General features: G+C 42.2%; 30 protein-coding genes. 17 read left to right on the plus strand and 13 right to left on the minus strand.

Annotated elements, in window-relative coordinates:
* The 4 genes from DMO16_RS23350 to DMO16_RS23365 all read right to left on the minus strand — a co-directional run.
* Positions 1-974 (minus strand): sodium:solute symporter family transporter (locus tag DMO16_RS23350; protein WP_129480485.1); only part of this gene is annotated, 974 nt, incomplete at its 3' end.
* 33 nt (positions 975-1,007) lie between these two features.
* Positions 1,008-1,976 carry an agmatinase gene (gene speB, locus DMO16_RS23355; protein ID WP_061972400.1) on the minus strand — a complete coding sequence of 323 codons (969 nt, stop codon included), beginning with the start codon at positions 1,974-1,976 and terminating at the stop codon, positions 1,008-1,010.
* 15 nt (positions 1,977-1,991) lie between these two features.
* The gene (locus tag DMO16_RS23360; RefSeq protein ID WP_061972997.1) at positions 1,992-3,302 is read right to left on the minus strand and encodes an aspartate aminotransferase family protein; all 1,311 of its coding nucleotides are present in this window, start codon (positions 3,300-3,302) and stop codon (positions 1,992-1,994) included.
* 107 nt (positions 3,303-3,409) lie between these two features.
* On the minus strand, positions 3,410-4,783 hold the full coding sequence (locus DMO16_RS23365; protein WP_061972401.1) for a sigma-54 interaction domain-containing protein: 1,374 nt from the start codon (positions 4,781-4,783) through the stop codon (positions 3,410-3,412).
* 258 nt (positions 4,784-5,041) lie between these two features.
* Between DMO16_RS23365 and DMO16_RS23370 the strand changes: the two genes are divergently transcribed.
* Positions 5,042-5,695: a 3'-5' exonuclease gene (locus tag DMO16_RS23370; RefSeq protein ID WP_061972402.1), complete on the plus strand. Its 654-nt coding sequence runs from the start codon at positions 5,042-5,044 to the stop codon at positions 5,693-5,695.
* Between the two features lie 219 nt (positions 5,696-5,914).
* Positions 5,915-6,142, plus strand: a complete 228-nt coding sequence (locus DMO16_RS23375; protein WP_061972403.1) for a hypothetical protein — start codon at positions 5,915-5,917, stop codon at positions 6,140-6,142.
* Positions 6,143-6,216: 74 nt separating this feature from the next.
* On the opposite strand, the gene DMO16_RS24505 is transcribed toward DMO16_RS23375, so the two are convergent.
* Positions 6,217-6,381, minus strand: a complete 165-nt coding sequence (locus tag DMO16_RS24505) for a hypothetical protein (RefSeq protein WP_156412582.1) — start codon at positions 6,379-6,381, stop codon at positions 6,217-6,219.
* Between the two features lie 240 nt (positions 6,382-6,621).
* On the opposite strand from DMO16_RS24505, the gene DMO16_RS23380 reads away from it, so the two are divergent.
* The 4 genes from DMO16_RS23380 (at position 6,622) to DMO16_RS23395 (ending at position 10,094) form a co-directional block, all read left to right on the plus strand.
* Positions 6,622-8,511 (plus strand): OPT family oligopeptide transporter, encoded by a 1,890-nt coding sequence (locus DMO16_RS23380; protein WP_129480206.1) that lies wholly within the window; start codon positions 6,622-6,624, stop codon positions 8,509-8,511.
* Positions 8,512-8,588: 77 nt separating this feature from the next.
* Positions 8,589-8,876, plus strand: a complete 288-nt coding sequence (locus tag DMO16_RS23385) for a PqqD family protein (RefSeq protein WP_164989004.1) — start codon at positions 8,589-8,591, stop codon at positions 8,874-8,876.
* 93 nt (positions 8,877-8,969) lie between these two features.
* Entirely contained in the window at positions 8,970-9,149 is a 180-nt protein-coding gene (locus DMO16_RS23390; RefSeq protein WP_129480208.1) for a hypothetical protein, read from the plus strand.
* Positions 9,150-9,314: 165 nt separating this feature from the next.
* Positions 9,315-10,094 (plus strand): GDSL-type esterase/lipase family protein, encoded by a 780-nt coding sequence (locus DMO16_RS23395; RefSeq protein ID WP_164989005.1) that lies wholly within the window; start codon positions 9,315-9,317, stop codon positions 10,092-10,094.
* Positions 10,095-10,150: 56 nt separating this feature from the next.
* Here the strand turns inward: DMO16_RS23395 and DMO16_RS23400 are convergent, their stop codons facing one another.
* On the minus strand, positions 10,151-10,345 hold the full coding sequence (locus DMO16_RS23400) for a hypothetical protein (protein ID WP_053357472.1): 195 nt from the start codon (positions 10,343-10,345) through the stop codon (positions 10,151-10,153).
* A gap of 299 nt (positions 10,346-10,644) precedes the next feature.
* Here DMO16_RS23400 and DMO16_RS23405 point away from each other — a divergent pair, with 299 nt between their 5' ends.
* Both DMO16_RS23405 and DMO16_RS23410 read left to right on the plus strand, forming a co-directional pair.
* Positions 10,645-10,875: a hypothetical protein gene (locus DMO16_RS23405; RefSeq protein WP_206738166.1), complete on the plus strand. Its 231-nt coding sequence runs from the start codon at positions 10,645-10,647 to the stop codon at positions 10,873-10,875.
* Positions 10,876-10,964: 89 nt separating this feature from the next.
* Positions 10,965-11,666, plus strand: a complete 702-nt coding sequence (locus DMO16_RS23410) for a hypothetical protein (protein ID WP_129480211.1) — start codon at positions 10,965-10,967, stop codon at positions 11,664-11,666.
* Positions 11,667-11,676: 10 nt separating this feature from the next.
* Here DMO16_RS23410 and DMO16_RS23415 read toward each other — a convergent pair whose 3' ends face one another.
* Complete coding sequence (locus DMO16_RS23415) at positions 11,677-12,288, minus strand: DNA-3-methyladenine glycosylase (protein ID WP_129480212.1); 612 nt, start codon at positions 12,286-12,288, stop codon at positions 11,677-11,679.
* A 138-nt stretch (positions 12,289-12,426) separates the two neighbouring features.
* On the opposite strand from DMO16_RS23415, the gene DMO16_RS24510 reads away from it, so the two are divergent.
* The 3 genes from DMO16_RS24510 to abbA all read left to right on the plus strand — a co-directional run bounded on the left by DMO16_RS24510 (position 12,427) and on the right by abbA (position 13,101).
* Positions 12,427-12,597 (plus strand): hypothetical protein, encoded by a 171-nt coding sequence (locus tag DMO16_RS24510; protein WP_156412583.1) that lies wholly within the window; start codon positions 12,427-12,429, stop codon positions 12,595-12,597.
* Positions 12,598-12,658: 61 nt separating this feature from the next.
* Complete coding sequence (locus DMO16_RS23420) at positions 12,659-12,838, plus strand: Fur-regulated basic protein FbpA (RefSeq protein WP_061972411.1); 180 nt, start codon at positions 12,659-12,661, stop codon at positions 12,836-12,838.
* Positions 12,839-12,921: 83 nt separating this feature from the next.
* Positions 12,922-13,101, plus strand: a complete 180-nt coding sequence (gene abbA, locus DMO16_RS23425) for an antirepressor AbbA (protein WP_061972412.1) — start codon at positions 12,922-12,924, stop codon at positions 13,099-13,101.
* 36 nt (positions 13,102-13,137) lie between these two features.
* Here the strand turns inward: abbA and DMO16_RS23430 are convergent, their stop codons facing one another.
* A complete protein-coding gene (locus DMO16_RS23430) occupies positions 13,138-13,350 on the minus strand; it encodes a hypothetical protein (protein ID WP_061972413.1) in 213 nt (70 codons plus the stop codon).
* Positions 13,351-13,576: 226 nt separating this feature from the next.
* Between DMO16_RS23430 and DMO16_RS23435 the strand changes: the two genes are divergently transcribed.
* Both DMO16_RS23435 and DMO16_RS23440 read left to right on the plus strand, forming a co-directional pair.
* Positions 13,577-13,852, plus strand: coding sequence for a holin (locus tag DMO16_RS23435; protein WP_061972414.1), 276 nt, complete (start codon positions 13,577-13,579; stop codon positions 13,850-13,852).
* Between the two features lie 201 nt (positions 13,853-14,053).
* The gene (locus DMO16_RS23440; RefSeq protein WP_129480213.1) at positions 14,054-14,566 is read left to right on the plus strand and encodes a hypothetical protein; all 513 of its coding nucleotides are present in this window, start codon (positions 14,054-14,056) and stop codon (positions 14,564-14,566) included.
* A gap of 409 nt (positions 14,567-14,975) precedes the next feature.
* Here the strand turns inward: DMO16_RS23440 and cudC are convergent, their stop codons facing one another.
* Positions 14,976-15,455 carry a choline uptake/conversion transcriptional regulator CudC gene (gene cudC, locus DMO16_RS23445; RefSeq protein ID WP_241840642.1) on the minus strand — a complete coding sequence of 160 codons (480 nt, stop codon included), beginning with the start codon at positions 15,453-15,455 and terminating at the stop codon, positions 14,976-14,978.
* A gap of 585 nt (positions 15,456-16,040) precedes the next feature.
* Here cudC and ytkD point away from each other — a divergent pair.
* Together ytkD and hmpA are read left to right on the plus strand one after the other, a co-directional pair.
* Positions 16,041-16,517 (plus strand): RNA deprotection pyrophosphohydrolase, encoded by a 477-nt coding sequence (gene ytkD / locus DMO16_RS23450; RefSeq protein WP_061972417.1) that lies wholly within the window; start codon positions 16,041-16,043, stop codon positions 16,515-16,517.
* Positions 16,518-16,693: 176 nt separating this feature from the next.
* Positions 16,694-17,929, plus strand: coding sequence for an NO-inducible flavohemoprotein (hmpA, locus tag DMO16_RS23455; protein ID WP_129480486.1), 1,236 nt, complete (start codon positions 16,694-16,696; stop codon positions 17,927-17,929).
* Between the two features lie 69 nt (positions 17,930-17,998).
* Here the strand turns inward: hmpA and DMO16_RS23460 are convergent, their stop codons facing one another.
* From DMO16_RS23460 to DMO16_RS23475, 4 genes are all read right to left on the minus strand, one after another.
* Positions 17,999-18,808: an ABC transporter permease gene (locus DMO16_RS23460; protein ID WP_061972418.1), complete on the minus strand. Its 810-nt coding sequence runs from the start codon at positions 18,806-18,808 to the stop codon at positions 17,999-18,001.
* Positions 18,786-19,565 (minus strand): ABC transporter ATP-binding protein, encoded by a 780-nt coding sequence (locus tag DMO16_RS23465; RefSeq protein ID WP_061972419.1) that lies wholly within the window; start codon positions 19,563-19,565, stop codon positions 18,786-18,788. Before DMO16_RS23465 ends, DMO16_RS23460 begins: the two co-directional genes overlap by 23 nt.
* A 28-nt stretch (positions 19,566-19,593) precedes the next feature.
* Positions 19,594-20,022 carry an ABC transporter substrate-binding protein gene (locus DMO16_RS23470; protein WP_206738167.1) on the minus strand — a complete coding sequence of 143 codons (429 nt, stop codon included), beginning with the start codon at positions 20,020-20,022 and terminating at the stop codon, positions 19,594-19,596.
* Between the two features lie 133 nt (positions 20,023-20,155).
* Positions 20,156-20,425, minus strand: a complete 270-nt coding sequence (locus DMO16_RS23475) for a YolD-like family protein (protein ID WP_241840700.1) — start codon at positions 20,423-20,425, stop codon at positions 20,156-20,158.
* A gap of 128 nt (positions 20,426-20,553) precedes the next feature.
* On the opposite strand from DMO16_RS23475, the gene DMO16_RS23480 reads away from it, so the two are divergent.
* Both DMO16_RS23480 and DMO16_RS23485 read left to right on the plus strand, forming a co-directional pair.
* Entirely contained in the window at positions 20,554-20,745 is a 192-nt protein-coding gene (locus tag DMO16_RS23480; protein WP_206738168.1) for a hypothetical protein, read from the plus strand.
* Positions 20,746-20,845: 100 nt separating this feature from the next.
* A complete protein-coding gene (locus DMO16_RS23485) occupies positions 20,846-22,459 on the plus strand; it encodes a recombinase family protein (RefSeq protein WP_129480216.1) in 1,614 nt (537 codons plus the stop codon).
* Positions 22,460-22,501: the final 42 nt, after the last annotated feature.

Consider the following 22,501-nt stretch of genomic DNA (forward strand, 5'->3'; position numbering starts at 1 on the left):
GTTCCTGACGCGGTGGACATAAGCGCAGAAATGACGCTCGCCAGTACCAGGCCAAGAATTCCGGCTGGCAGGATGTTCAATGCGAGTGTGGCAAACGTATTTTGTGTATCGCCGATATTTGGCAAAATCACAAACGCACACATTCCGATGATGCTGCCTGCAAGCGCATAGGCGATGGAGTAAATACCAGCATACAGTGACCCTTTTCTGGCGATTGATGGTGATTTTGCGGTAAACACACGCTGCCAGATATCCTGAGAAACGACCATTCCCAGGGTGTAAAGGAGAAAGTATTGAAAAATTTGCGCATAACCGATGGATGTTAAGCTGAGATGAGATTCTGGCAATTTCGAGATCAGGCTTCCGATTCCATCTGCCTTGGCGATGCTCATCGGCAGCATGATCGCAAAAATTCCGACAGTCATTACAACGAATTGAATAATGTCTGTAACCGTAACGCTCCACATTCCGCCCAGGATGGTATAGAAAAGAACGATTCCGCCGCCCACAAACATGGAAGTGGTCAAATTCCAGCCGAGCAGCACATTGATGATGGTACCCATTCCGATGACTTGAGTGACGGCGACCATGAGTGTATAAATCGAAGCGACAATGGCGGTGATCAGTCTGGCTTCGGATTTGTATTTTTTGCCGAGCAATTCACTGATGGTTGTTACCTTGTACTTGGCGATTTTTTTGATAAAAAAGGTTCCCAGAACAATGATTCCAAGCCCGATCATCGAGACGAACCAGATGCCGGAAAGGCCGAACTCATAGCCAAGTTTGGCTGTTCCGATGGTTGAAGCTCCTCCTAAAATGACGGCAGACAGACAGCCAAGGTACATGAAAAGCCCAAGATTTCGTCCGGCAAGGGCAAAATCCTCTGTCGTTTTTGCCTTCGTGGAACCAATAATACCTACCCCAATCAGAACTGCAAAATAAAGAAAAATGATAACCGTGTCCAACGTACCCATATCAAAACCCTCCCTTTATTCATTTATGAATAATTAAAGCTGTGTTTGTTCAATGGCTGAATGCGTTCTTGCTTTCTTTAAAGCGACCAGGGTAATCATTTCAAACATGACCGAGCTTGCCAGCATGGCGGTAATTTCACCGCTGTCATAGGTGGGCAGTACTTCCACAAGGTCAAAGCCAACGACATTGAGCCCGTCCAGGTGTCTCACCAGCTCCAGTGCTTCATGACTCGTTGGTCCTGCCGCTTCAGGTGTACCGGTACCGGGTGCATAGGCAGGATCCACAAAATCAATGTCAAAGGAAACGAACACAGGCTTGTCCCCGGCTCGCTCATGAATTTTTCGAACGACCGCCTCATAGCCGAGCTGGCGAACATCACGCATCGTAAGTACCTCAAACCCGAGGTCACGGGCATCCTGGATGTCCTCTTTTCCGTAAAGCGGCCCCCGCATACCGATTTGGATGGAATGCTCTGTATCGATTAGTCCTTCTTCAACAGCCCGGCGGAACGGAGTGCCATGGGTATACTTTTCACCGAAATAATGGTCCCAGGTATCGCTGTGGGAATCAAAATGAACGAGAGAAACCGGTCCGTATTCCTTGGCGAACGCCCTCAGATTTCCGAGTGAAATGGAATGGTCTCCTCCCATAATGACTGGGGTGATTCCGGAGGACAGAAGAGGCTGTAAAAACTCTTCCATATTACTGTAGGTGCGATGTATGTTTCCTGGCACGACATCCACGTCCCCATAATCAATCCCGCTGCAGTAATCAAAAATGTTGATGTCTTGATCGTGATTATAGGGACGGAGAAGGGAAGAGAAGTTCCGGATGTGCTGCGGGCCAAGCCGCTGGCCTGTACGGTTGGAGGCACCGGTATCAAAAGGCACCCCAAGTACGGCGAAATCCACGTTCTCTGTGGTTTGGATGTGCTCCAGTCTCATGAAGGTCTTCACACCGCAAAAGCGGGGTGAAGCGGAAGAATCTTTTGGTTTATACATCTTATTTGCTCCTTTCTATACCTTTTGAAGTTTACATGGTACCTGAATCTCTGCTTCATACTCGGCGATAGAAGCCTCAAGCAAGGAGAGCCCTTCATCTATCTGTTCTTTGTTTACGGTAAGCGGAGGGATCATACGGATCACTTCGCCTTCGTTTCCGCACAGATAAAACAGCACTCCTTTTTCAAGGCTCTTGTTCAGAATGTTGATGACACCTTCTCCGTTAGGGTCACCCGTTACCGGATCCACAATTTCAATACCGATCATAAGTCCGATCGAACGGATGCTGCCTACAGAGGCATACCGCTCCTTCATCTCCAGCAGGCGGGTCGTGGCATAACTGCCCATCGCTTTTGCGTTTTCCACGAGCTTTTCTTCCTTTAAAACTTCAAGGGTGGCAAGTCCTGCCGCACAGGCGATCGGGTTGCCGCCAAACGTGGTGCCATGGCTGCCGAGCGGCCACTGCTTCATCAGCTCTTTGGAAGCAACGGTTGCGCTCAGCGGGAGACCGGAAGCGATCCCTTTGGCGACTGCCATGATATCAGGAGTAACACCGAAGGTCTGCGCAGCAAACCATTCCCCCGTGCGTCCAAAACCAGTCTGCACTTCGTCAAAAATGAGCAGGATGCCATGTTCGCTGCAAATTTCACGCATCTTTTTCAGCCACTCGGCTGGAGGAACAATATAACCGCCCTCTCCAAGCACCGGTTCAACAATCATGCATGCCACTTCTTCAGGGGTTACCTGATGTTTAAATAGAGTGTTCAGATCTTTTTCAAGTTTGCTTGCGGCATATTCACCAGAATCAGTACCTTCAGGGCAACCTTCAACAGACGCGTAAGGAACCTGATAGGTAAGACCATTCGGCTGCAAAAACTTCCTGTACTTCGCTTTAGAAGTAGTGACACTCAGCGCACCGAGGCTTCGGCCGTGAAAACAGCCGGTAAAGGAAACCACATAGGGCCGGCGGGTCACATGCTTGGCCAGTTTGATCGCTCCTTCAATCGCTTCTGTTCCGCTGTTGGCGAAAAAGAAGCAATCAAGTCCTTGCGGCAAAACCGTCGTGAGCTCTTTGGCGAGCTTCAGAATCGATTCATACATAATGACACCGGAAGGACCATGCATGAGCTCGTCGGCGCCCTTTTTAATTGCCTCCACCACTTTGGGATGCCGGTGGCCTGTGTTCGCTGTGGCTATGCCGGATGTGAAATCCAAATACGTTTTTCCGTCCAGTCCATAGTAGTAACAGCCTTCCTCCTTGACAACAGGAAGGTTCGGATGGTCCTTTGCCATCGTCGGAGCCAGCAGATCGGACAGTTCATTCATCAATTCATTAAGTTCGTTTGGCACAAAACGTACCTCCTTATGTGATAGGTCTTAAGAGGAAACTTGCAGTCTTGTTCTTTTATCTTGCAAGTTTTGTGCCAACTTCCTCATGAAATCTCATATTTTTGCATTTTTCGAACGACTGATGGCTGGCTGATGCCGAGTGCATGGGCCATTTGGGTGGTCGTTTTGTATTGATCTCTGGCTTCCTGAATCATTTGTTTTTCCACATTCTCTATAACTTCTTTTAACGGCTTTGATAGAGGAGCAGGGATAACGGGGGAAGGATAGGATTCTTTGAGATAGTCTGGCAGATGTTCAGTTGTGATGAGAGAGGTGGGGGAGATGACCACGAGGCGTTCCATAAGGTTAAGGAGCTCCCGAACGTTGCCTTTCCAGTCATATTGAAGCAGGTGATGAATGACTGCTTCATCCAGCCGTTTTTCTCGTTTGTATTTCTCCTGCAGCACCTCCAGAATGTAGTGGATCAAGGGAATAATGTCTTCTGTTCTTTGGCGCAATGGTGGAATGGTCAGTGGCACCACATTCAGCCGAAAATAAAGATCCTCCCGGAAAACCTTTTCTTCAATGGCCTTTTCCAGGTCTTTATTAGTTGCAGAAATCAGCCGGAAGTCAACTGAAATCGGCTTTGTTCCACCGACTCTATAAAACTTTTTTTCCTGAATGCATTTCAAAACCTTGACCTGGTGGGCCAGGGGGAGTTCGCCGATCTCATCAAGAAAAAGAGTGCCACCATCAGCCAATTCAGCGAGACCGAGCTTGCCTTTGCGGCTGGCACCGGTAAACGCTCCAGCCTCGTAGCCGAAAAACTCTGCTTCAAATAGAGATTCCGGAATCGCCCCGCAATTGACTTCGATAAAAGGCCCTTGGTTTCTTGCACTTTTGTTATGGATAAATCGTGCGATCAGTGATTTCCCGACTCCCGATTCACCGAGAAGAAGAACATTCACATCCACGTCCGCCACTTGCAGCGAAGTGGTCAAAACATTCTTCATCCCGGCACTGTTGGCAATAATTCCGCTGTCATAAAGCTGGAGGCTTCGCAGGAGGTCAAGTTCACTTTTGACCCGCTCCATTTCTCCTTCCATTGTTTGCAGGAATTTGCGAAGCTCCAACAGCTCTGTCACGTCATGCGAATAACTCACTACCCGAAAGATTTCGCCGTTCTCGTTCAAAACAGGGATCCCGGTCACTAGCAGCTTTTTTCCTTTATTCGTCGTTTGAACAAACGTAATTTTTTTCTTTTCCTTTAAAACCATCGGTGTTGCGATGGGTGTAAACAATCCTTCTGCCGCAAGCTGATAGACTGATTTGCCGAGCAGACTTTCAGAAGTAACTCCGTAAATTTTGCCGGTGGCCTCACTAACCTTCAATATAGTCCCATCCACATTGGTGACCAAAATATCATCCTGAAGAGAATGGAGAATGGCCTCATTTTCATTCCATGACGATAAACTCATGACTAACCGCCTTCTATTATCCGTTTTTGAATAATTATTTATTTCTGAATAGTATAAACGAAGGAATTCAGCCTGCCAACCACTGATTTTCTTTGGTGTATAGGCAATAATCTTCTTTTTACACATACAATAAAAAATACAAATCAAAGAAACGGTAGAAATGAATGACGATATCATTCCAATACATTCGAAAATTTACTAAAATTAAAGGTAAAGGACAGGCAGAGCAGGCAAGAAGAATGAGATGGAGTGAAGAAGATGGAGTATATTGTTTATGATCTGGAAATGACAAACCGGCTGTCGGAAATCATTGAAATTGGGGCAGTGCGTTTGGGATGGATAAATAGTGAATTGGTGGTTTTGGATACCTTTCAATCTTTTGTTCAGCCCAAGATGGATAGTTTAAATACGCGCATTACCAATCTGACCGGGATTACAAAAAAGGATTTGATCAATGCGCAGCCGTTTACTTCGGTCATCAAAGACTTCAGGGACTGGATCGGGAAAAAGGAGTATTATTTGTGTTCATGGGGTCCGGAAGACAAATGGGCACTGATTACAGATTCCACTTACCATAAAACCTCTATTGACTGGATCATCAATCACAATGACCTTCAGTTTTTGTTCAGCCTTCTACATGAAAGCGATAAAGGTTTCCGGTACGGGCTTTCACGGGCGCTGAATAAGCTGCAAATCTCACTGGAAGGTTCCCAGCACAGAGCGCTGGATGACGCGATGAACACCGCAAAAATCTTTCTGGCCATTCATAAGGATATAAATCTTGAAAAAAATCCCCGCTCCTACCTGGAATCCAAAATTTTTGAACCGGAAAAGCTTGTCTATCAATCAAAGGATGAAGAAGAAGACAAGTCATCCTCTCCGTTTGCATCTTTGTCCAATTTATTTGGATAACTTTTAGGATTTCCGGGCATTATATTTATAAAACTTTAGCTTTCCAAACATTCTTCTGATATAGGAAAATACGTTGAGAAAACCGACAGAAACCGACAGAAGAAATAGGGATAAAGTTGCGTAAAACCAGAAAAAGTAAGATATGTCGGCATTTGACGAAATGTTTTTATAGGAAAATGACCTTATATCTCTGATAATAAAGTGGAGGGGGTGATCTAGTTGGAATCCACGTATTATATTACGAACAAGAACAACCAGCTTCTGGAATTAATTAACACTATTGATTATATGGCTACAGAAGCAACGGTAGAAGAATTGGATTGCATTGTGAGGCTAAAAGAAGAACTGATCGCTAAGGATGGTATACATGTGTCACCGGAGCAGTATAACAGTATCATCTCAATCCTGTTGAAATTCGTCCCAACATACATAAAAGAAGTATCATGACCTGCAGTCGTGCCTGCAGGTTTTGTTTTTTTCATAAAAAGAGGGAGCAGCTCAATGGCTGCCCCTTCTTTTTGTTATTCTTTATTTTTTTGCTTTTTTTGCTTCTGGTCTTTTTCTTTCTGGGATTCGGTATCGAAAGTTTCTCGTTGTTCGATTGCTCCCTGTTCAAAAACGTCCTCAACGTTCTCTTTGGTCTTTTCATTGCCTTTTTGATTTTGATTCTTTTGTTCATCTTTCATGGTTTATCCCTCCTACTGTACACTATATAACGTTCCCTCTGAGGCTGTTTATAAACATTCTTCACTATCACAACGGAACGATCGCTTCATTTTTTTTAAAAGTGGATAAGTTTTCAATAGAATAGGGAACCTTTAAATAGTTGACTGAAAACAGAAGAAACATTTGGGAAACTCGGTTTTTGTCTAATTATGGTATAATGGTCTTTGTTCAAAATTTCTGATGATTAGGCGGTGTTAATGATGGACAACAAACAAGAAAAGTCCTCATCCTTTGTTCCCTACATTCCCTCATCGCGATCATTGCCGGAGTTAACTGCAGTTGCTATCATTTTTGGTATCATTTTGGCGATTGTTTTTGGTGCGGCAAACGCGTATTTGGGACTTAAAGTAGGTTTGACAGTTTCCGCTTCCATTCCTGCGGCGGTCATATCCATGGGGGTATTGAGAGGGATCTTCCGAAGGGATTCGATTCTTGAAAACAATATCGTGCAGACGATGACAACAGCGGGAGAAGCGATTGGAGCTGGAGCTGTATTTACGCTTCCGGCCTTCTTCCTTCTGGATATTGATTTATCACAGACGGTTATTATATTTATTGTACTTACCGGCGGGCTGCTCGGCGTCTTTATGATGGTCCCATTGCGTCAGATGTTGATTGTCAAAGAGCATGGAAATTTGCCTTACCCGGAAGGAACGGCGTGTGCCGAAGTTCTGAAGTCCGGTGAAAAGGGCGGGGCCAATGCCAAGACAGTGGCCATCGGATTCTTGTTCGGCGGTCTTGTAAAAGTTTTGGGAGACGGCTTTATGCTCTTTAAAACAGAAATTGAAACGCAAGTGGGCAAACTTAAGAATACAGTGGTTGGTATGGATATATTCCCTGCCCTGCTCGGTGTGGGTTATATTATCGGGCCGCGAATTGCCGGACAGATGCTTGCTGGCGGTTTGCTGGCGTGGATTGTATTGATTCCTGCCATCGCATTTTTTGGTGCAGACAGCACAACGGCTATATTTCCTGCAGAAGATCCGATCGGCAAGCTGGATGCCTGGGGAATCTGGGATAGCTATATCAAGTATATCGGCGCAGGCGCCGTGGCAGTAGCCGGATTGATTACGCTGCTAAAAACGATGCCAACATTGATTTCAACGGCTGCCAAGACCATGAAGGGGCTGTCTGATGGTTCGGTTGGAGAAGGAATTGAGCGTACCGATAAAGATATGCCATTCCGCTATGTTATTTTAGGAGTCGTTGCCCTCGTTATTATTATTGGTGCAGCACCGGTGACAAACGTTGGGTTTATTGGTGCGATTGCCATTGCCATCTTCGGCTTCCTGTTTGTTGCTGTCGCATCCCGAATCGTGGGTATAGTCGGGAGTTCATCCTCTCCGGTTTCGGGAATGACGATCGCTACCTTGTTGATTGTAACTCTCGTATATAAAATAACCGGACTGACCGGCCTGGATGGCATGAAAGCTGCATTAACAGTGGCAGCCATTGTTTGTACAGCGCTGGCGGTGGCCGGTGATATATCACAGGATTTAAAAACAGGTCACCTTGTCGGAGGTACACCTTGGAAACAGCAGGTTGCCATGTTGATCGGTGTTATTGCTTCAGGTCTTGTCATTGGTATTATTCTGATTGTCCTGGATAAATCATATGGTATGGGTTCGCAGCAGCTTCCTGCTCCTAAAGCGGCCATTATGAAAGTGCTCGTTCAAGGGATATTTGGCGGTGATCTGCCATGGAGCCTGATATTTATTGGTGCAGCCATTGCGATTGTTATTGAGTTTCTTGGGTTGAATTCACTCGTTGTGGCCGTTGGTTTGTATCTGCCGGTTCATATTTCAGCGCCCGTTATGTTTGGTGGCGCGGTTCGCTGGCTGGTTGATGTCACTGCGAAAACAAAAGAAGAGCGGCAGGCCCGCGCCGATAGAGGTGTATTGTTTGCTTCGGGTCTCATTGCAGGGGAATCCTTGCTTGGGGTGCTCATCGCTGTGCTTATCTTCTTTAACGTAAGCATCCCGGAAACACCGCTCACAGATAACCGGTCGATTCCATTCCTGGTATTCCTGTCTGTCTGCTGGCTGCTTTATTGGTTCTCCACCCGGACGAAAGCGGACAAGTTAAAATAATGGGTCTTTTTGGATCAAAAAAAAGGAGTGACCAAAACCTTTTAACGATGGTGCCTCAGTTCAAACAAGGTATTCATATGGAAAATCGCAAGGACGGATTTGTTTACTTGATGATTCCAAGAACAAATGCGATTGAACGGCTGTCCATCCGTTTTCTTAAACAGCCCTCCTTTTTTCCAGTCAAACTCGATGAGCTTGGTGCCTTTGTTTCAAAACAAATCGATGGCGTAAAAACCATCGATGAGATCAGCACGAATCTTGAGGCTGAATTTGGAGAAAAGGCTTCACCGGTTGTTCCAAGGCTGGCCAAATTTATAGAAATGCTTGAGGTGAACGATTGGATCACCTGGAGAAGAGAGAATTGATTGATTTCTCTCTTCTCTTTTTTTTGAGTTTCACTGCCACATAACTGCTTTCTGTGATTCATATACATGTGAAAAAGGAAAAGGAGAGTGGTTATGGGGGCGCTGGTCATTGTACTCCTGCCCGTGGCTTTGGTCCTGGTGGGTACAGCTGGACTGATTGGTTCATTTGTGCGGAGGGATACAGGTGATTATGATTTGGAAAACCTGTGGGAAGACCGTTATTATACTGCCGAAGACTACCGCTTAATCGATGAAGAAGACTCCTTGAAATAGGGGTTTTTTTTATGGATCCAAAGTGCTAACTTCTTTTATTTGCGTTATAATAGTAAAACTTGATAATATCCCGGTATGCTGTTTTAATGGATAAGCAAAAGGGAACTCAGAGAGACAACAAAGCAATTTTGACATCTAGGGTCACACAGAAAGAGGAGGATTTTTTTGGGTAACCGAAAAAAGGTCATATACCTACTTGGTGCTGTTGTATTAGTGACAGCATTGTTTTTTATATTTTATTTCGTAAAAGAATATAGTGGTGACCGGGGGAGCGAACATCGAAAATCTCCTCAGGTTCAAGGGAAGGAGCCCCGGCCGAAACAGATCCGGATTGTGGCTTTGGGGGATTCACTGACATATGGTCGTGGAGATCCGAAACGAAAAGGCTACATCGGTCTGGTGAGACAAGGAATGCAGCAAGAGCTTAAGCGTCCTGTCGTTCTCAATAATTACGGGATCAGCGGGCAAAGGTCGGATCAGCTGTATAAACAGCTCAGCAACGGGATGGTATCACGGTCCGTCCGTCAGGCCAATTATATCTTTTTATTTATTGGGACGAATGATTACAGAAAAACCGCAGGCTGGAACTTCAGAAACATCAATCAGCAGGAAATGGCCATCGGCCAAAAAATGCTGTACAGCAACCTTGAGAAGATTACCAAGAAACTGCGCCAGCAAAACAAAAGGGCTCATATTTATATTTTAGGGCTGTATAACCCTTATACCGAAAACTTTTATGATGCGGTTTCGGCACAGGTGATTAAGAAATGGAATATATCCATTCAGGAAATCAGCGAAAAAACCCCTAATTCTACTTATATTTCCACGTATGAGTTATTTAACGGGATTTCGAAGCGGAAATATTTCTCGGATGCCATCCACCCAAATCCCCGGGGATATTACCTGATTGCCCAGCGGGTAATTGGAGAACTGAAGATCAGATGACCATAAGAAAACCGGGCAGGAGAAGCTGTCCGGTTTTTTACATTTATTTTATGGACCTAGCGTTTAATATCATTTTCAAGCTTGCCGTTCATGTCGATCATGAAACCGATCTCCCGGCCAAGCAACTGGCTAAGTTCTTTTGCTTTCTTTTCACTCTCATTTTTAATTTGCTCTATCGTCAACTCACCCTTTAATCGTGAAGAACCAACGATAATACTGAGATCTCCTTTTTCAAAAAAAACAATTCTCATTTCTTATATGCCTCCTATTTAGGAATTTCTGTCTATTCTTTATATATTTCGTCCTAATTCAAAAAGCTGGTGGGGTTATCTATTGAATAAATTACATTGATAATGTTTAATGTTTCTCAGGGAACATGACAAAATTTTTGAAACATTGATACCGGAAGCGTTTTGGAGAGTGATACGTTTGTGCAAATTAAACCACTAGTCTGCCCACGAGAAGTCTCGCACTTTTCGTGGGTTTTTATTTGGGATAAATTTGTTGAAAGAGTGTAATTTTATACCATTCTTTCAGACATATTAGAGATATGGGAGAGATGAAATTATCGGTTAAAATTATTATCGGTCTCGTGTTAGGGGTTTTTGTAGGTTTAGTACTCAACCTGGCATTTCCAGATGCGTTCGGAGGACTCGATAAGTATGTTTTGACGCCCATTGGACAAATGTTTTTGAAGCTCATTAAGATGCTTGTCGTACGTGCAAAAAAAGAGGATGGCGCCCAGGCCCTGAATGGTTTGGGCGTCATTTTTTCTTGTTAATTTTCCGTGAAATCGTAAAATATTGCCTTTTTCACCAAAAAAGGTGATATCATGAGAAATAGAAATGCTTTTGTCAGGAGGAAGTTGGCATGGATCAATTGTGGCAATTAATCGTATTGGTAAGTAAACTGCTATGGGCAAAAGCTGCGGCCGGATATTTTGCATTGGGCGTGCTGGCAGAAGCTGTTTTCCAAAACTTTTGGGTGCAGTTTGTCAGTGCCATCGTATTAGGTATGGTACTGGTGAAACTCATTGAGTTTAGTATTCGATACTATTATTATCATAATTTTGTGCACCGAAAGTTAAAAAACAGCCTGGGCGCACCTGCTGACCTTGATCTATTTTTTCAAACGACGATGAAACGGGATATCTCCAGAGGCCTGCTTCACAATTTGCGTTTTATGCGAAGCCTTTTTTTACAAATGAGAAGAACAGAATTGAGATTGTTCCATACCTATTTGCGGACGAATATAAGGACGCTGAAGGGCGGCAAACCGATCGGTTATGCTGTGGGGATTTTAATTGGTCTGTTTACCAGCTTCGCTATGGACATCCTGAAGATCAATAACCTTGCTTTTTCCCAGGAAAGCACAGTGAAAACCGTGTTGTTTGTGGTTGTCTGGTTTATTATTGTTCATCTGTGGATGAACAAGCGCATCCGTTCTTTTACACAGCTGGATGGCATTGTCCTTGCCTGCTTGAATGAAAAGTTAACCGATCCTTTTGACCCTGAAGAAGAACACGATGAGGACCTGTTATTCGAAGAGAGAATGATGAAAGAGCACTCCTGATGGGGTGCTCTTATTTTGATACGTAGAGATTATCCTTGATCCAAAATCTGTAGGGATACAGTGCTGCTTCGCCGGCATAATCCACGCCAATCCTTGGTCCCGATTCAATGTCTTGTTCTGGGACGTCTCTATATTCTCGTAAATAAAGAGGATCGGAATTGAGTTTTACCCCATAGTCTTCAAGTGTAATACCCATGGCTTTGCACAATTTTCCGGGCCCGTCGGCCAGTTTTTTTAATTCCTTAAGGTTCCAGGCACCATTGTCCATTAACGAAACTGCCATGTTGCGGCGCGTCATCATCAGAGGGATGCCTTCTTTTGGCTCAAGTGCGCGGATTAAAATAGCTTCAGGCTTATGAAGGGGACCTGATACGATGTTAAAACACGTATGCATGCCATAAATAAAATAAACGTACACATGGCCGGCTTCTGCATACATGATTTCTGTACGGGGTGTTCGTCTGCCCCCATACGAATGGGCAGCCCGGTCTTCCGGTCCCAGATAGGCTTCGGCTTCGACGATAATTCCAGATGTCAGCCCTTCCCCCGTTTGATGGACAAGTTCCATACCCAACAGCTTTCGGGCAAGTTGAAGGGTTGGGTATTCAAATAATTCGTTCATTGTTTTCCTCCAATATCATTCTTTTCTTCTATACCCGAGTTCCTGGATAATTATATCTGTAAAATTTTTAATAGACCAAGGAAGGAAGTCAGCGAGCAAAGTAGAATTGTTTAGTGTAAAGACGGGAGGCGAATAACGATGGATGGAAAAGTTAAAAAAACGGGCATCTATGAAAACCTTTCGAAACGACGCTATGAATATTGGTATGTAAGCAAATCGGGACTGAAAACCATGGTTTCCTGGCTATGCTGGAGTGCTCCGCCTGCCGTTTTGGAAGAGTGGAGCAATTCTGTGGCCAAATCGGTATAGGAATGAAACTCACGAAAACTGGAGAGAACTGTAGATAAAAAAGAAAGGATCACTCTAAACAATGAATGTTCCTCAAGGACAATTGCGCAGGGCGGTTGAAAGCAGAAAACAGTTTCTTATCCAGAAGTTGCTTCACCATGGATTTATGATGCAAGAACAGCGGTTGCTGCAGGAGTTTACATTATCCGAACTGGAACGAGAATGGAACTCGATGCAGGCGCAGGACCATGTGAGCCTATAACGCTGCTCAGAAAATTACCAGAATTTTAGGCATTCTGCTGCGAACTTTCTCCCTTTATAATAAAGCAAAGGGAGGGATTTCTTATGAGTCTTAGCGTTGCTGACAAATTGCTGCTGGCGGATCTTACGTTAACGCAAAAATATGCGAAAGAGTTGGTTCAGTCCGAATTGATGGAAATTGAACTGGGTTTAAAAGAAGCGGAAGATGACCGGGTGAAGAAATTGAATGATTTGCTTATGGTTTTACATAAAAAAGGCTATTAACTAAAATAACCCCTTTTAAAAAGAGGGGTTATTTTTTTATGAATCCAGTAATCCTTTCCGGCGCGCTTCCATCCTCCACTCGGCTTCTTTTACTAGCCGTTTCGGAAGTTTGCCTTTATTTTTTAGAAAAGACCAATAGGTTTTGTACTGTTTGGGCCGGACGTTTGGTGACACTTTTCTCGCATATTCCCACCACGTCATTTCATTCGATTCCAGCATAATTAAATACAAATCATCTTCTCTTCTCATGCGTTTCACTCCTGTTATGCATTGTTTCTCTTTTTCTAGCTTTAGTATGCACAATCTATTGGAAAGTAAATCTGTTCCAACAAATTTAGTTTATGCAGCAAGTTATTAACGGTACGGGTCATTTCGTTTTTATTAAAATAGAAGGGATTTGCAAATGGAAGTTGAACTATAACGTATATGCTTTAAACTGAATAACAGAAGATGGAAAAGCAAAGGAGGATGAGGAATGGAACAAATTGTGACGTTTGCCTCACTTTTAACGCCTCTGGTAACGAGTCTCGTACAGCTGTTAAAACGTACTTTCCCTATTCGGAAAAGGTTCATTCCATTAATCAGCTTTTTCATTGGAATATTCATTGGGCTTTTTGCCTATCCCTTCACTGATATGACAGCAGATTTTCGCATTTGGTCGGGCGGGCTTGCAGGACTTGCGGCCACCGGTTTATATGAAGTAGGTAAAAGAGGAACCGGCCGTTTGGGACGAAGCCGGAAAGCCGGATAATACACGTATAACTAGACGACTATAACTATAGTCGTATTTTTTATGAATCTGATCCTTCTTGCAGGGAATCGCGGATATATGAAGTATTTTAGGAGTAAAGAATGGAACGAAAACAAAAAAAGAGGTTTCCTTGTCTTTCATTAAAGGAATAGTTTATCTAACGTAACATTTTTATTAAAAAATTCAGGGTGGTGAACAGATTTGAGATATTATGCAACCAGTTTTTTAATAGTAATGTTGGCAATATTTGCTTCTCCAAGTCCGTTAACAGAATCTTCGGTGATGAAAGAGACCTCGTTCGCGGAACAAAGTGCTCAGGCTGAGGAAGTGTCCTTGACGAAAGCGAAGGCTTTGCAATTATCCCAGGAATTCATAAATAAACTACAAACCAAAACAGACAGCCAGTACAGAGTAAAAGATTATTCAAGCAAATCAGAACTGATCAAGGATGTAAGGCATGTTGCCTCTAAACAAATGGCAAGTGATTATGTAAATGGACTGTTTGAAGAGAAAAAAGGAAAGCTATACGTTGTTCCCGCTGATCTTCCTCCATGGGTGGAAAAAGGCCAAAACTTTGAGTTGAAGAAGTTAAGTGAATCATCGTATCATCTTGTTCAACATAACAAAAGCGATTTATATGGGGAGTATAGTATAACACTTGGATTTGAAAAAGTTAATAGCCATTGGGTCATTACTTTTGCTTCAATTTCATAATGCCAAAAGCCGCATGGTCAAGTACTCCATGCGGCTTTTTATGTAATGAAAAATGGTAGGAATATCATGGTTCTAAAAAAAAGACCGGTGGAAGATTTAGAATTGAAAACGCTTGAATTTACGGTGGGCATAAGACATTTCATCATAATGCAAGCCCGCTCTGGATGTTGGCTTCATTCATTTGTAATAAATAGTAAGAAAAATTCGGGAATGGGAAAAAATCAGAAAACAACGGGGAGAAGAGGGCTTCTCATGAAGAAACCATCTCTTCCACATGCATACGAGGTTAAAAGGGACTGGGGGTGCAGTACCCGCTTTTCCAGTGAATGTTTGTTGTAGAAACAAAATCCCCCGCTCCCCACTCATGGGGATTAAGCGATCTTACTGTTTTGTGGAATTACCAGGTGATTTACTTTTTATCGTCATCCGGTATGGGAAGATAGCGAAAAATGTCTCCAGTCTCAAAACTGTCAACAAGCGTTTCAAGCCAATAATAATACTTCTTTGACTCGTGGATCAGCTCAAAATGGCGCTCTGCTTCGGCACGGATGGCTTTATCCACCTTTGTATGCTGAATCACGGTCTGTAAATCCTTCTCCGACATTTCAATGGCTTCCAGATTAAGTCTCACTTCACGCATCCATTTAATACAGAAAAAGTGAATCAGTGATTTGAAAAAGTTTTTTTCCGCTACAAAAACATCCTTGCGTGAACCTTTTTGCCATGTTTTATGAACCACATTAATCTCTTGAAGTGTCCGTACAGCCGTGCTCATACTCGGCTTGCTCATCTTCAGTGCTTCCTTCATTTCATCAAGCGTCATTGCGTTTTCAAAATACATGGTTCCATAAAGTCTCCCTGCTGAAGGAGTAACTCCATAAAGATCCATCGTTTCTGCAATGGAATGGACAACACAATGTTTCCCTTCGCTCGTTCAATAGCTTCCCGAGCCATCTCATTATGATCTTGCATTCCAACCATCCTTATTAATTCGTTAAAAATTTTCCTTACATTACCCTGTGTTACATGAATAAATTCTTATGTCAAATGCTCATAAAAAAATCAGATGTAAATATAGATTACCTACATTATAGGGGGGATTTTCATTTTTTATTTCACGGAAATTGAGCGAGGCTTGGGGTTTACAAATGAAAAAAGAGACGTCAAATTATATAATGTTCAAAACATTAAATTAAAATTTAATAAACTAAACTCCTTTGTGTAAATCCTAACAACCTGTTTGGAAATGATGAGTACACTTATAATGTAAAAAACTCCAGTCCGCTTGGACCGGAGTTTTTTATTTTTTACTATAAATATGGGATAATAGATAAAGAAACAAAAAAGTGATCCTTCCTCTTATTAAAAGGGTACCTGTATTTCATAATAGGAAGGAAAGCATTTTTAGGTATTGGACAATGTATGCTTCCTTATTTACAATAGAATTAACCTAGTGATTTGGAGTAACTAAACAATGGAACCCATTACTTTTAAAGATTATTATGATAATACTGTTAAGCTTTCCTTTGATGACCATCCTTTTTCCACTGACCCAAAGCATGTCTGGGTACTGTGCCGTTTTCGCGGGCAATGGCTCCTGACAGAGCATCCGCGGCGGGGAATTGAATTTCCCGGCGGAAAAGTTGAACCGGGAGAAAATGCAGATCAGGCTGCTGTCCGTGAAGTTTTTGAAGAAACAGGGGGACATGTTTCATCCCTTCATTATTTGGGACAGTATAAGGTGGATGGCAAAGGCGGCATCATCATTAAAAACATATATTATGCTACAGTTGATAAATTATTGTTGAAAGATCGTTATTATGAAACTAACGGACCTGTCTTTTTTGAGGAATTGCCGGAATCCTTTGAAGGACAACAAAAGTTCAGCTTCATGATGAAGGATCAGGTGCTCATACAAAGTCTCCAGCATACGAAAGAAAGGTTTTTGTAGAGCCTTCATTGCACAGCCGCATCCCATGGATGTTGGCTGTTTTTTTATTCTGCAAGATTTGTATAGAAATACCACGCGTTGCTAAAGCTGAATTGGGGTACGTGTCCTATAGTGAAAAAAAGGAGGCTTTGACAGTGGATAGAAACAAACAAGAACAGCGTGAAGAAGTAACCAAAATGGTAAAACAGCTGGATCCAAAAAAATTTGAAGTGATCAAACAAACTCTTCCGGTTGTTAAAGAACATGGTGAGGCCATTACCAAGAAATTCTATCAGCGGTTATTCGAAAGTCATCCCGAATTGAAAAATATGTTTAATATGACCCACCAGATTACCGGCCATCAGCCAAAAGCACTGGCAGAGGCCGTGTATGGAGCTGCAGCAAACATAGAAGACCTCAGTCAGATCATGCCTATCCTGGAGAGGATTGGCCAAAAGCACCGAAGTCTGCAGGTAAAACCAGAGCATTACCCCATTGTAGGCGAACATTTGCTGGGGGCAATCAAGGAAATTCTGGGCGATGCAGCGACTGACGAGATTCTTGATGCATGGGCCGATGCTTACCAGATTATTTCAAGTGCATTTATTAAAATGGAAGAAGGATTTTATAAAAGCGCAGAGACCCAGTCAGGCGGGTGGGCAGGATTTAAGAATTTTATCATTGACCGGAAAGTCAGGGAAAGCGAAGTCATTACTTCGTTTTACCTTAAGCCTGAAGATGGACAAGCATTGCCATCATTCCTTCCGGGACAATATATTACAGTGAAAGTTGAAATCCCCCAGGAGGAATATACCCACCTGAGACAGTACAGCCTGTCTGACCGGCCGGGTCTGGATTATTTCCGGATCAGTGTAAAGCGGGAAGGACCAAAAGGCGAAGACATAGGGCCCGGTGTGGTATCCACGGATTTGCATCAGTTATACAATGAAGGGGATGTACTTCCCATTTCTGCTCCTGCCGGCGATTTTTATTTGGATGTTGACAGTAACAGGCCGGTTGTGCTCATCAGCGGAGGGGTTGGTCTGACTCCGGTTACAAGCATGCTGCATACCATCAATGCCAATCAGCCCGATCGAAAGGTTGTCTATATTGAAGCGGCGCAAAATGGAAGCGTCCATGCTTTCAGGGAAGAAGTCCGCAAGGTAAGTGAACAAAATCCAAATATCACATCCTATTTTATTTATACACAGCCCTCAAACGAGGACCGAGAAAAAGAGTATTTTGACCGTGAAGGCTACATTACCCTTGAATGGCTGCAGGAGGTATTGCCCTCAAAAGATGCCCAATTTTACTTTTGCGGTCCATTGCCGTTCATGCAGGTGGTCAACTCTGCACTGAACCAATGGGAAGTGCCCGAAGAGGATATTCACTATGAATTCTTTGGATCATTCGGGAACCTGGAAGAGGCGTAAATACTTGAACCCCTCCGATCAATGAGGAGGGGTTTTGGTCATGTCCGTAATTTAGTTTAAGCGTAAGGGTTACAGTGTCCGGTTCTTGATCAGCTTTTTTTCGAGAGCTTCCACAAGCTGATACATAAGGGTTGCCAGCAAAGCGATAATCAGAAGGCTCATCAATACGAGGGTAAAATTGAATACCTGAAAACCGTAAATAATCAGATAGCCCAGTCCTTGTTTGGAAACAAGGAACTCTCCAACAATGACCCCAACCCAGGAAAGGCCGACATTTACTTTCAATGCCGAGATAATCGCCGGAAAACAGGCGGGGAGGATCACCTCTTTAAAACATTGATACTTTGAACCTCCGAACGACCGGATGACTTTTACATAGTTGGGTTCTACATTTCTAAATGACGTATAGATTACGATGGTTGTAATAATGACAGAAATTAAGATCCCCATTGCCACAATGGATGTTAGATTGGGCCCGAGAGCTACGATAAGAATAGGGCCAATGGCGACTTTGGGCATGGCGTTTAGAATGACAAGGTACGGATCAAGAACTCTGGAGAGAAAGGGGAACCACCAGATCAGGGCAGCGAGCAGGGTTCCGAATAACGTTCCAAGCAAAAACCCAATCGCTGTTTCTGAAAGGGTCATACCAATATGACCGAAAATACTTCCATCCGCTATTTTCTCAGCAAGCAATGCAAGGATTTTCTGTGGTGAACTAAAGAGAAGGGGATCGATCCATTTTTGGTCTGAGCTGTACTGCCAAAGACCGAAAAAAAGAATGAAAATCAAAAGCTGAGAGAGTCTGACTTTGATTGTTTGTTTGCGCAGGTTCAACAAGTAGTCGGAGTGGGTTTTACTCGGTGTCGTTTTGTTCAATTTGTTCCAACTCCTCCCAAATTTGCTGAAACATCACAGAATAATCAGGATGCTGGCGCGCTTCAAACGGCAGACGCTTTCTCAGATGGCCTGATACCGGAAACGTCCGGAAGATTCTTCCCGGCTTTGTGGAAAATAAAATGATCCGGTCGCTCATGGCAATCGCTTCTCCAATATCGTGGGTGACCAGAATTGCGGTTTTGCCATGTTCACGCAGAGTAGTAGAGACTAAATCTTCAAGTTTTAGTTTGGTTTGATAGTCAAGTGCGGAAAACGGTTCATCCAGCAGGAGGATCTGCGGGTTGGTTGCGAGTGTGCGGACCAATGCCACACGCTGTCTCATGCCGCCGGACAATTCATTTGGGTATTTATCCAGGGTGTCGTATAAGCCGATTTCGCTCATCAGGGATAGGGCATATGAGGTCCGCTCATCGTTCAGACAACCTTGCAGTTTTAATCCTACCAAAATATTGTCTTTGATTGTCTTCCAGGGAAACAGGTAGTCTTGCTGAAGCATATATCCAATTTTCGCATGGGGTTGTGTAATTAACTGATTTTTCAAGGAAACTGTGCCGTTCGTTGGCTGTATTAGACCCGAGATGATGGAAAGCAGGGTGGACTTTCCGCATCCACTCGGTCCAAGAAAGGAAACAAACTCTCCCTCGGAGACAGAGAGTGTAATGTCTTCTAATGCAGTCGTGGCCGTTTGCTTGGAAAAGTACGTTTGACCGATCGATTTTAATTGTAAGAAGGCCACTATGATCCCTCCATCGTAATTTTATGATTTATTTTGTGGCATCACGGGAAAAGGTGGTGTTAACCAGTTTCTTGTAATCGGCTTTTTTCGGAAGCTCTCCCGCTGCTTTCATGACCGACTGCAGGTTATTCCAGGCATCTTGTTCGAGGATCGGATTTACCGCATAGCTGTGCTGACCTTTGTAGCGGTCCACAACCTTTTCAATAAGATCAACGGGTGTGTCTTCAAAATACGGAGCGATCAGTTCCGCCGTTTCCTTTGCCGTATGTGTTTCTACATAAAGCTGCGCCTTATAGATCGCTTTGGTAAAGCGTTTGAGCACATCCCCATTCTTTTTCATATAGCTTTGTTTGGACATATAGGATGTATATGGCAGCTTTCCGGATGCTTCACCGAAGGAGGCCACCACATGGCCGATGCCTTTTTGTTCAAACAGGCTTGCCTGTGGTTCAAACAACTGCACATAGTCCCCTGTACCGGAAGCGAAGGCGTTTGGGAGCAAAATGCACCCTTTGTTCCTAATTTTTAATTAACCCTAACATCTACCAACTCTTCAAATTTAATTCTATGTACTTCATCATGTTTATCGACTATTCGTAATTCCTTTTTACAGGATCAATATAATGAACTTTACCAATCATTAAATGAAAATCATCTTTGTTAAAGTATGTTAAGCATAAATATTGATTAGCAGCCATAACATCACAAATTGTATCTTCCATAACTTGTACCTGTTGTTCATCTAGTTCTGGTTTCTTTTTCTTTGAATCATTCCAATCAAATTCTTTTATTTTTTTCACATGCTCAGGCATAAGCATTCCTTGCCATTTCATTTTTCCTCGGTCACGAATCAATTTCATCACCATCCTTATGTAAATATTGTATACGAACACACGTTCCTTTATCGCTGGAAAAATAAACAATTTTACCAATTCGATTGTCAAAGGCCGTTTATTAATAATGAAAAAATGTTATGCATATACATTAAATGGGTGATGTTATGGAAATTCAATATCGGGGTAAAAGGTATGACTTTGTTTGTAGTAAAAATGAGGTAAAGCTTGTAGATAAGTCAGACCAAGAAATCAAAGTAGATATAAATTTTATTAAGGAGCAGGAAGCTCAACGAAAAGCAGAGGAAGCGTTAAAACAATTCTGGTCAAATATAATTCCTGAGTAATTAAAACCAATATCTCCATTAACAATCACTTGTCAAAAGTGATTTTTTCTTTTTGAATTTATTATTAGGCATACACTTTTAGACAACGGGGGAATTAATCATGAAAAGAGTGTGGTGTCTCTATCGTGTTTCAACTAAACAACAGGTAAATACAGATGATGATATCCCTATACAAAGAAATGCATGTTGTCAGTTTGTTGAACAACAAAGTGATTGGACAATTACGAATGAATTATATGAACGTGGCGTTTCAGGGTGGAAAAAAAGAGTTGAAGATCGAGACGCTTTAAATACGATTAGAGAAGCAGCAGTGGCTAAAAAATTTGATGTCTTATTGGTATTCATGTTCGATAGGTTGGGACGTAGGGAAGATGAAACACCTCTGATTGTAAATTTCCTAAATGAGAACGGTGTGGAAGTGTGGTCAGTTCAAGAAGGTAAAAAGAAAATGGATAGCCATGTTGATAAGCTAATTAATTACATTAGTTTTTGGCAGTCATCTGGTGAGAGCTTAAAAACCTCAATACGAGTAAGAGAATCCAAAAAACAATTAAGCCAGCAAGGTTATTTCCAGGGGGGCAGGCCTCCCTATGGATATGAACTATATGCAACAGACCAAATTCACTGGAAGAACCCGGAACGAAAAATAAAAGAACTAAGGCCAGATAAATATGAAAGTAATATTGTTAATATAATATACGATTTATATGTGAACAAAAATTTTGGGAAAAGACGGATAGCTGGGTATTTAAATGAGAATTTGTTTAAGACCCGTGAAGGTAAAAAATTTAGTGTTAGTACGATCCACAGGATTTTAACGAATCCAATATACGTTGGATATAGGAGATATAAAAGCTTTGATTTTGAAGAAGGAAGTACTCAGTCATATAATAAAGGATTGCATATAATTTCATCTGAATTGTTCGAAAGAGCACAACAGATAAAAGAGGCCAAAAATAGAATTTTAAAGAAACAGGATAAGACTAATATACCTACAAAAGGAAGGTTGTTATTTTCAGGTATAGCTAAATGCATGTACTGTAATTCAAAACTTACAGCTCATTACCTGTATAGAAAGTCAAAAAGAAAAAATGGAGAAGAGTATAAAACAATAATTTATCGGTACACTTGTCCTTTAAATACAGGCCATGACTCGAAACATGAACAATATGTCTGGGGAGCAGTTAAGTACGATAAAATAATATTGGACGAAGTGAAGCACGTTTTAAGTTTTTTTGATTTAGTAGAGTTCATTGATAATGATATAGGAATTAAGGGGAAGTTATTACAAACGAAAGAGAAAAGTTTAAAAAATCTAATTAAAGAAAAGTCGGAACTACAAGAACAGTTACAATCTCTGAATATGGAAATAGTAAGTGCGTTGTCAGGGAATAGCGACTTTACACCGAAACAATTATCAAAAGCAATTAGCGGTATTGAGGAGAAGCTTCAAGAGAAAAGTTCGGAGATTGAGTATCTTAAAAAATCTGTAAAACAATTAAAACAAGATATAAGAGAAGATGATGGAAGTCTGGATCAAATTTTAACAAATTGGGAGTCCCTGTTTGATAATGCTGACCACGATAGAAAGAAAGTGTTGCTTTCAAATCTTATTGATACTATTTATTTAGGGAAAAATAAGGTTTCGATAAAATTTAACATTTATTTAGAAGAAATAATAAATCATTATAAAGAGAGTTGTAAACAAATATGAAGCTTTCAATAGAGGAAGTTTTAAAATTAAATGAGGAAAATT

Source organism: Fictibacillus sp. S7, assembly GCF_004127935.1.
GTDB lineage: Bacteria > Bacillota > Bacilli > Bacillales > Fictibacillaceae > Fictibacillus_C > Fictibacillus_C enclensis.

Coding starts and splice junctions, on each gene's coding strand:
- speB (WP_061972400.1), bottom strand. CDS start 1,976: ATGTATAAACCAAAAGATTCTTCCGCTTCACCCCGCTTTTGCGGTGTG.
- DMO16_RS23360 (WP_061972997.1), bottom strand. CDS start 3,302: ATGAATGAACTGTCCGATCTGCTGGCTCCGACGATGGCAAAGGACCAT.
- DMO16_RS23365 (WP_061972401.1), bottom strand. CDS start 4,783: ATGAGTTTATCGTCATGGAATGAAAATGAGGCCATTCTCCATTCTCTT.
- DMO16_RS23370 (WP_061972402.1), top strand. CDS start 5,042: ATGGAGTATATTGTTTATGATCTGGAAATGACAAACCGGCTGTCGGAA.
- DMO16_RS24505 (WP_156412582.1), bottom strand. CDS start 6,381: ATGAAAGATGAACAAAAGAATCAAAATCAAAAAGGCAATGAAAAGACC.
- DMO16_RS23380 (WP_129480206.1), top strand. CDS start 6,622: ATGGACAACAAACAAGAAAAGTCCTCATCCTTTGTTCCCTACATTCCC.
- DMO16_RS23385 (WP_164989004.1), top strand. CDS start 8,589: ATGGAAAATCGCAAGGACGGATTTGTTTACTTGATGATTCCAAGAACA.
- DMO16_RS23390 (WP_129480208.1), top strand. CDS start 8,970: ATGGGGGCGCTGGTCATTGTACTCCTGCCCGTGGCTTTGGTCCTGGTG.
- DMO16_RS23400 (WP_053357472.1), bottom strand. CDS start 10,345: ATGAGAATTGTTTTTTTTGAAAAAGGAGATCTCAGTATTATCGTTGGT.
- DMO16_RS23405 (WP_206738166.1), top strand. CDS start 10,645: ATGGGAGAGATGAAATTATCGGTTAAAATTATTATCGGTCTCGTGTTA.
- DMO16_RS23410 (WP_129480211.1), top strand. CDS start 10,965: ATGGATCAATTGTGGCAATTAATCGTATTGGTAAGTAAACTGCTATGG.
- DMO16_RS23415 (WP_129480212.1), bottom strand. CDS start 12,288: ATGAACGAATTATTTGAATACCCAACCCTTCAACTTGCCCGAAAGCTG.
- DMO16_RS24510 (WP_156412583.1), top strand. CDS start 12,427: ATGGATGGAAAAGTTAAAAAAACGGGCATCTATGAAAACCTTTCGAAA.
- DMO16_RS23420 (WP_061972411.1), top strand. CDS start 12,659: ATGAATGTTCCTCAAGGACAATTGCGCAGGGCGGTTGAAAGCAGAAAA.
- abbA (WP_061972412.1), top strand. CDS start 12,922: ATGAGTCTTAGCGTTGCTGACAAATTGCTGCTGGCGGATCTTACGTTA.
- DMO16_RS23430 (WP_061972413.1), bottom strand. CDS start 13,350: ATGAGAAGAGAAGATGATTTGTATTTAATTATGCTGGAATCGAATGAA.
- DMO16_RS23435 (WP_061972414.1), top strand. CDS start 13,577: ATGGAACAAATTGTGACGTTTGCCTCACTTTTAACGCCTCTGGTAACG.
- cudC (WP_241840642.1), bottom strand. CDS start 15,455: ATGGATCTTTATGGAGTTACTCCTTCAGCAGGGAGACTTTATGGAACC.
- ytkD (WP_061972417.1), top strand. CDS start 16,041: ATGGAACCCATTACTTTTAAAGATTATTATGATAATACTGTTAAGCTT.
- hmpA (WP_129480486.1), top strand. CDS start 16,694: ATGGTAAAACAGCTGGATCCAAAAAAATTTGAAGTGATCAAACAAACT.
- DMO16_RS23475 (WP_241840700.1), bottom strand. CDS start 20,425: ATGAAATTGATTCGTGACCGAGGAAAAATGAAATGGCAAGGAATGCTT.
- DMO16_RS23480 (WP_206738168.1), top strand. CDS start 20,554: ATGGGTGATGTTATGGAAATTCAATATCGGGGTAAAAGGTATGACTTT.
- DMO16_RS23485 (WP_129480216.1), top strand. CDS start 20,846: ATGAAAAGAGTGTGGTGTCTCTATCGTGTTTCAACTAAACAACAGGTA.